Below are 8110 nucleotides of genomic sequence, written 5' to 3' on the forward strand. Positions count from 1 at the left end.
GACGTTAGCCAAACTAACGAACACAGAGGAGTACGTGACTGCAAGTATCGGGATTAGTATTTAGCTGTTGGGAACTTGATGTTGTACTTTTCCTTCCTGAGCCACGTGAACAAGTGATCCCAATAACTTTATGAACGACTGCGCACTTCCGGACATTCGCTTCCAATTTTTTGAGAGCTGCAAGGCGCACATTGCAGCACTTACACGATCTGATAGATTTCCCTGAAGCCGACATTTGCAGAGAGATCCTATTCCTACTCTCATCTCAGGAAAACCCGAAGAATTCTGCCCTCAAACGGGAGGCTGCCTCAAACCCGGTCAACCATTGAACGACAGACTCAACGGTTTGGCGACACCTGCGGGTATTCTAGAACTGAGAATTACGGGAAGGCTGTAAAGCTTAGATTTTGACAAGAACACTGCACCAACACTCTCGCACTCTCGTTTGATGGCTTCGTTGTCATCATCACTCAAAATCACTACGAGCGGTATTTTCAGATCAAAGCGAATGAGTCTTGAACAGAACTCTATGGCCGTTTCGTCTATTAACCAGTAATCGACTACTAAAACTTCGGTATTTAAGTACCTCATCAACAGAGCAAACGCCTGTGATGCTCGCTCGCAGGCAGGCATGCGCTTTAAAGCCCGACATATTCAGTAAGTGCTCAATCATGGCACAACTCGTATCGTTTTTATCAAGTATCAAGACGGTGGTCATGCGGAAAGCCGAGCAAGGTTAAGCAATAGAATCATAGTAGTCGCAAACGTACCATTAAATCGTGTACTTTTTATGACTCCTAACCCATCAGGACAACCAAGACTAGTCGCGCCACTCCTGACGAATTCGCTTCAATTTCTCCTTCCATGCATCTGCATCGCCATACTCGAAAAAATTGTCAGAACGCTGATGCCAGCCTCTTGGACGTCTAGCGTGCTTTATCGGACACCAAAACTGCTCAGTTCTAGCGGTGATCTCGCGACCATAAGCCATTACCCCATTTCCGTAGCCACAATAAACGCAGTTTAACTTCTCGATCGTATTCAGGTATTGCAATAGGTGACGGTCGAACACAAAGTACTTCGCACGCTTCACGCGTGGTATTCCGTATAGTCGAAAGCAGATCTGTTGGTAGATGGTTAACGAAAGATCGAGCAATGCGATCGGGACGACCATGCCATAAATGATTGGTGCTGAGAGTATGTAACTTAATTTTGCTTCGCGAAGATATTGCCATGATCCAACTCGGTAACGACGCTGAAGGTCTGCAAAGGCCTCTTCAAACTTAACCTTACCTCGCTCAAAGGTGTAGTGAAATCGTTGTTTGTGCTCTTCGAGAAGCCGGTCGACCTCTTCCGAAACATCGTTTTCAGCTTTGCGAAGTCGTTCAAGCAGTTCGTCTAACCTTGAATCTTTTGCCACCAACAACGTCTCCTGTCATAAAAACCTGATTAGTTCTTTTTATCTAACACAACTCAGCATTTCGGCGCAAAGACCACAACAGAATGCCCCTTCAGTTGAGTGAGGCTAGGGAACCTACGATCAAGTATCCAGTTTTCGGTAATCAGATCTTTTAGCCACCATTTTCGCTGGATTTGAGCCAGAACTCCCCTAAATTTCACTGTCTGGAAGCTGATTGGCAGATTCCAGACGGATTTGCCCTGCTATCGAGCCCGTAACATCTGATCTACACGCACAATGTTCGCCAGAGTAAACAGCATCGCCAACTTACCATCATTCTTGTGTAGGCCTCGGTAGCGAGCTTTTACAAAACCAAACTGGCATTTGATGATCCGAAACGGATGTTCAACTTTAGCCCGTATGCTGGCTTTCAGATATTCAGTGCGGATCTTTTCTTTGTTTATCCTTGGGTGTTTTTTCCAGGCACGGATCTTCCCAGGCTGTTCAGCGACATGCCAGTCAGCCTTCCCAGATTTCAGACTTTCGCGCTTATGAGCACCGCGATAGCCAGAGTCTGCAAAGACAAACGATTCCTCGCCATGAAGAAGGGTATCGGCATGATTCAAATCGTGCTCGTTTGCCGATGTTGTTGTGAGGCTGTGAGTTAATCCAGTACGAGCGTCCACTCCAATATGCGCTTTGAGTCCAAAGTGCCATTGATTACCCTTCTTCGTTTGGTGCATCTCTGGATCACGATCTCTTGATTTATTCTTAGTTGATGTTGGAGCCTCGATAATTGTGGCGTCAACCAAGGTGCCTTCTTTCAGGAGAACTCCTGCTTCAACTAACCACTGGTTAACTTCGGCGAATAGCTTTCGTGCCAGACCCTTGCGCTCCAGCAAATGTCGAAAGTTCATAATCGTAGTATGGTCAGGAATCGTCTTATCTAGCGATAGTCCTGAAAACTGGCGCATAGAGGCTATCTCATAGAGGACATCCTCCATGGCAGGATCGCTTAGGTTGTACCAATGTTGCATGCAATGGATCCGCAGCATCGTCGATAGCGGATAGGGTCTGCGACTATTGCCAGCTTTAGGATAGTGCGGCTCTATGATCGATTCCAAACGAGCCCATGGAATCAACTTATCCATTCGCCCTAAAAAGACCTCTTTCCGAGTCTTGCGGCGTTTTTGATTGAACTCGCTATCAGCAAAGGTGAGTTGGTGATCCATTGGATGATCCGATCAGGAGAAAGACGTGGATTCTCTCAGGCAGTAGGACTTATTCGCAACATCCATAGCTGTATACCCAACGTAAACACCAACCATTATTTTCGGTAACTCACCCGATAGAAAATACTGTAAAACACAGGTACTGCTATCAATGTCAGTACTGTAGCGAACGCTAGTCCCCCCATTATCGTTACCGACATATCCGCAAAAAACGCATCAGACAGCAATGGCGCCACACCCAAAATAGTGGTTATTGCTGCTAACGCTACAGGTCGTAACCTTGATGCACTTGCCGTTAGAATGGCAGTATTCGGCGCGCGTCCTTCAGCGATTTGCAGATCTATCTCTTCTAACAGCACGATGGCGTTTTTGATCAACATGCCAAATAAGCTCAAGAAACCTAGCAAGGACATAAAGCCAAACGGCATATCAGTAGCAAGCAGCCCGCTAACAACACCAACAGCTGCCATCGGCACGATTAACCAAATAATCAATGGCTGTCGTACTCGACCAAACAACAACACTGAAATCAGTAGCATGACCAAAAAGCCAACCGGAAGACCAGTACCCAACGCTTGTTGAGCATCTCGAGAGGACTCGTATTCGCCGCCCCACTCCAGTGAATACCCATCTGGTAATGGAATCGCCTCAATGCGCGGTTGAATACGTGTAAATGCCTTTCCTGCGGTTTCATTAAAACCCGGCTCTGCCAACACTGTTATCGTTCTTAATCGATTACGACGGTGAATTTGCGTTTCTTCGTTAACCAGTTCTAGCCCCTCTGACACTTGATAGAAGGGTATATATTCTCGCTGGCCTGAACTCCATACCTGGCTATTCTCTATTGCATCGACCTCTGGCACATTGAGTCCTGCCATTTTTGCACGAATAGAGTAGCTGTAGTCACCGTCTTGTAAACGCCCCAGCTCAACACCAATAGATGCATATTGAATGGCTTGAGTAAAATCTGTGCGCGAAACACCTGCAATCCCAGCATTAAACGCATCGAAATGCGCATTCAGCGCCATTCCTTTTTCTCGCCAGTTATGACGAATATCGCGGATCTGCCCATCTTGCAACATGACGGCTTCGGCCTTAGCAGCCAACTCTCTTAGCACCTCAGTGTTAGGGCCTGAAAAACGAGCGGCTATCTTAGCGCCGCCACCCGGTCCAAATTGCATCCGCTCGGTATAAAAATGCGCATCCAAATCAACATTAGGCAAACGAGCAGATAAGTCCTCTATTAAAGCGTCAATCTGATCACGTGACTCCATCCTGACGAGGAAGAAACCGTAGCTTTCATTGGGCTGCTGCGGACCATAAGTAAGTGTAAAACGATCAGCACCACGACCAATGAAACTAGTTACCGACACAACATGTTCACTGTTAAGAATTAGAGATTCAGCTTTTGCCACAATATCTGCAGTTTGTCTTATGTCCTGAGATTGTGGGCCCCAGTAATGTACAAAAAACAGTGGTGCATTGGATGCTGGGAAGAAGCCTTGCTTAACCATACCAAAGCCGGCATAAGCCACCAAAGTAATCGCCAGCAGTACTGCAACGGTGATCCAACGTAATTTCAGCGCTGCCGTGAGCACCTTTAAATACCCTGTATATACGATGCCATTACTGGTATCAGACTCTTCTTCAGTGCCTACTTTGTAGAAGTACTTACCAAATAACGGCACAACGGTCGCCGCAAGCACCCAGCTTAGTAGCAAAGAAACCATAACAACGGCAAACAATGAATACAAAAACTCACCTGTTGCATCATCTGACAATCCGATGCCGGAGAACGCCGCAATGCCGATAACCGTAGCGCCAAGCAATGGCCACTGAGTACGCTTGACGATAAAGCTAGCAGCTTCAATCGCAGACTTACCCTGACGCATACGTAGCATCATACCTTCTGCCACTACAATCGCATTGTCGACTAACATGCCCATGGCGATAACCATTGCGCCTAATGAAATCCGCTCAAGCTGCAAACCCATTAACCACATCAGCAACACGGTGCCCATAACTGTAATAAGTAATACAGAACCCACTACCATGCCGCTACGCCAACCCATAAATGCCATTAAGGTGAGTGTTACCACAGTAACTGACAAAATGAGGTTGTTAATAAAACCTTGTACCGATTCGTCTACCAGTGCAGCTTGATCATATATGGGGGCCAATGTGATACCGGCCGGCAGTTCACTGAGTAATTGCTCAACTTTGGCGTTTACACGCTCACCAACTTCTACAATATTGACATCATTCAAAGCTGACACGGCCAACGTAATCGCTTCATGTCCTTGGTATCGGATCAGCACCGGTTGAATGTCGAGAGGCTCAAAACGCAATTCAGCGACATCTCGAATTTTAATAGAACGGCTGGTACCAGGGACTACCAAAGACAAGTTATATATCTCATCTAATCGATCGACCGGATTTTCGACCAACAAGCGCACTTTTTGCCCTTCAACCTGAATACGTCCGCCATTAAACGGTTTTAGGTTGTCAGCCAATAGATTGGTCAAGTCAGGAAAAGAAATGCCAAAACCGGCCAACTCAAACGGGTTAATATAGGCAACTAGCTGTTCTTGACGCACGCCACTTACCTGAACCTTCGCAACCCCTTCAGTCACTAACAGTTCTCGCCTGATTATGCGAGCAAACTCACGCAATTCATTTGGCGAGAACTCTGGCGCACTTAGCGCGTAATACATGCCATAAACATCGCCAAAATCATCATACACATTGGGGGTTTGCGCACCGACCGGTAGGTTCTTCTCGACATCACGTAGGCGTTTCCTCAATTCATCCCAGATCTGCGGAAGCACATCCGAATCGAAAGTAGACTTCACCTCTACAGTGATTTCCGATACCCCTGGTTTAGAAATTGCCTCCAATTGATGCAATTGCGACATTTGCTGAATCGCGATTTCGAGTGGCTCGGTGATTTCATGCTCAACCTTTTCCGCACTGGCTCCCGGAAATTGCGTTACCACTTGGACTTGTTTGATGGTAAATGCGGGGTCTTCCAAGCGCCCAATTGAGCCGAGTGCAAATATCCCTCCCACTAACAAAACCAAAATCATTAGCCAGACATTAACCGGATTTTTAATAGAGTAGCGCGCGATATCCATGCGATTACTCCGCCATGTAGGGTTTTACAATCAGACCATCGCGCATTTTGGCGCCACCTGCAGCAACTACACGCTCACCTAGCGCTATTTCACCATTCACTAATGCGTAACTTCCCTCAATCTGCAGCACATTGATGTTCACGCGGTTAACTGTGGAATCTGCATCGTTATAACGCCACACATGAAATCCTTCGGTATCGTTGCCCTGAAGCGCCGTAAATGGAACTAATACGCCGGTATCAACTGTTTTATTGCCTAATGTCACTTTAACAACTGCTCTTGCTCCGGGTGTTAAGCTGCTATCGCGTCCATCGGCTGCAAACACCACCTTATATGTTTGCGTTATTGGATCAGGTTGCGTAGCGTGTTCAACATATTGCAGCACATATTGCTTGTGCGGAGCAGAAACAATGCTCGCACTCGCCTCAACGGGAGAGCCTTTTTGATAGCTGCTGAGTAAACGTTCCGGTACATTAATATTGAAATAAAAGCGCGATACATCTTGTACTTTAGCGACGGTTTCACCCGCGCGGACATAGCTATTATTTTCAACAATGCGCTCAGATACCTGTGCATCAAAAGGTGCCGTTAAAGTTGTATAACTCAGATCTTGTTGTGCCTTATCACGAGCGATAACCGCTAGCTCCCAAGCAGTTTTAGCATCGTCTAATTGAGCTTGAGACGACAACCCTTTCTCAAACGTAGACGTAGTTCGAGCTAAATCTCTTTTCGCTTGATCCAATCGCGCTGTGGTTTCACGTAATCGCTGTTCAAACGGCGTTGGATCGATTTGAGCTAAAATTTCACCTTGCTTGACAATAGTGCCCGTCAGCAGGTTCTCTTTAATTAATCTTCCCGAAACTTCAAAGCTCACTTCTAATGTTTTAACCGCTGACACTTCGGCGGGGAAGGCGCGTTCGGTTTGATTTGGATTACTGATCGTTTCAACCAGTTTGACTGCTTGCACCTGGGCTTGCTCAACCTCTGCCTTAGGTGCATCACTGCAGGCAGACAGCACCAGTAATGACGCCGAAAGCGCTAACGCAACGACTCCCTTGCATTTTGGTAAATATTGAAAACTCATTTTTGTTCCATTGCTTGTATCGCGTTATGTCTCATATCAAGTTGTGTAAATGGGTCTTATTTTCATCCCATAACATTCTGTGGCATCTGAATTTAACCAATCGTTCGCAAAGCACATTTATAGCTTGACCATCATCATCTTGTTGAAACTCTTTGACCCAGCGACCAATGATTTGCTGACTCACATCCAACATTCTGGCCACTTCTGTTCGTGTGTGACCTTGTTCTAGCACCAAGCTCACAGCATCCAGTTTAAATTCTTTCGTATACCGCTTTCTTCCGGTCATTTACTTTCTCCAGCTAAGGTTTAATTATATACTTAACTGGACTGAAATTAGATCTCTCTGTTGGATTGGTTAAAGAATAATCCTCAGAAAATTCAATATTTTTCTGGATTTAAACGTCTGCTTCTAGGAATATTAGATATTTCTTAAGGACCGCTATGGGCCAACACTCGCCGCAGTCGATTCAATTTCTTCCGTCCGCTTTGTATCGCAGCTCCAATTGTGGATAGACTTAATGCTCGCGGATCGACATGCGGTGTAAATGAGAAAAAAACGCCCAAGCTAAAGCAGACAGAGCCTTATAACATCAGTGCATCGATAGCTGCTGGTAAACAGATGGGTCATCCTGAATGGTCGCTAGTACCTTAGCGGCTAAACCCGTCGGATTTCGGCGACGCCCCTCCCAACTTTTAACGGTATCGAGGCTGGTACCTAATGCATCCGCAAACTCTTGCTGCGATACATTCAGGTTCGCACGAATGGCTTTCACATCAGCAACCTCGTATTGCGTAGTCCGTGAGGCGCTCTTTCGGCCTTCTTTAATCTCAATTGCTTCTTCCAGAGAAGCTTTTAAGTCATCAAACACATTCATATCCGCTCCTCACCTTTGAGCTTTTTGGTCAGTTCCTTCAAGCTAGCTTTCTCAGATGCACTGAGACTAATGGGATGGTCCGTCCCGCTTCTTAAACGGCATCACAATGTGCCAGGATATTAGTTACCACACTTTTATCCAAAGGAGACGGACCATGACGCAGACTATATCAAACGCAGAAGTGCATACCCTAGCAATTGATTTGGCGAAAACGAGTTTTCATATACATGCGGCTGATCGATCAGGGGTGAAGATACATTCAAAGCCGGTAAATCGATCGAAGCTTATTCAATACGTATCGAACTTACAGCCTTGCACAGTAGTTATGGAAGCTTGTGGTGGAGCAAATCATTTTGCTCGGAAGTTCACAGCTATGGGGCATACGG

7 protein-coding genes and 1 pseudogene are annotated in these 8110 nt (G+C 46.1%); 1 reads left to right on the forward strand and 7 read right to left on the reverse strand.

Annotation, left to right across the window (positions count from 1 at the left end; translation table 11 throughout):
- Positions 1–318 precede the first annotated feature (318 nt).
- From XMD564_RS09270 to nadS, 7 genes are all read right to left on the reverse strand, one after another.
- The gene (locus XMD564_RS09270) at positions 319–633 is read right to left on the reverse strand and encodes a hypothetical protein (protein WP_173508221.1); all 315 of its coding nucleotides are present in this window, start codon (positions 631–633) and stop codon (positions 319–321) included.
- 187 nt (positions 634–820) lie between these two features.
- Positions 821–1420, reverse strand: a complete 600-nt coding sequence (locus tag XMD564_RS09275; RefSeq protein ID WP_173482836.1) for a hypothetical protein — start codon at positions 1418–1420, stop codon at positions 821–823.
- A gap of 242 nt (positions 1421–1662) precedes the next feature.
- Positions 1663–2631 carry an IS5 family transposase gene (locus XMD564_RS09280; protein WP_173494980.1) on the reverse strand — a complete coding sequence of 323 codons (969 nt, stop codon included), beginning with the start codon at positions 2629–2631 and terminating at the stop codon, positions 1663–1665.
- A gap of 95 nt (positions 2632–2726) precedes the next feature.
- Complete coding sequence (locus tag XMD564_RS09285; protein WP_173508222.1) at positions 2727–5765, reverse strand: efflux RND transporter permease subunit; 3039 nt, start codon at positions 5763–5765, stop codon at positions 2727–2729.
- 4 nt (positions 5766–5769) lie between these two features.
- Positions 5770–6849: an efflux RND transporter periplasmic adaptor subunit gene (locus tag XMD564_RS09290; RefSeq protein WP_173482839.1), complete on the reverse strand. Its 1080-nt coding sequence runs from the start codon at positions 6847–6849 to the stop codon at positions 5770–5772.
- 31 nt (positions 6850–6880) lie between these two features.
- Positions 6881–7135, reverse strand: coding sequence for a transposase (locus XMD564_RS11520; RefSeq protein ID WP_173482840.1), 255 nt, complete (start codon positions 7133–7135; stop codon positions 6881–6883).
- A gap of 304 nt (positions 7136–7439) precedes the next feature.
- Complete coding sequence (gene nadS / locus XMD564_RS09300; protein WP_173508223.1) at positions 7440–7724, reverse strand: NadS family protein; 285 nt, start codon at positions 7722–7724, stop codon at positions 7440–7442.
- Between the two features lie 154 nt (positions 7725–7878).
- Between nadS and XMD564_RS11330 the strand changes: the two are divergent.
- Positions 7879–8110, forward strand: a pseudogene (locus tag XMD564_RS11330) (hypothetical protein); the annotation flags it as partial.

Source organism: Marinobacterium sp. xm-d-564 (assembly GCF_013283345.1).
In the GTDB taxonomy this organism is placed as follows: domain Bacteria; phylum Pseudomonadota; class Gammaproteobacteria; order Pseudomonadales; family Balneatricaceae; genus Marinobacterium_E.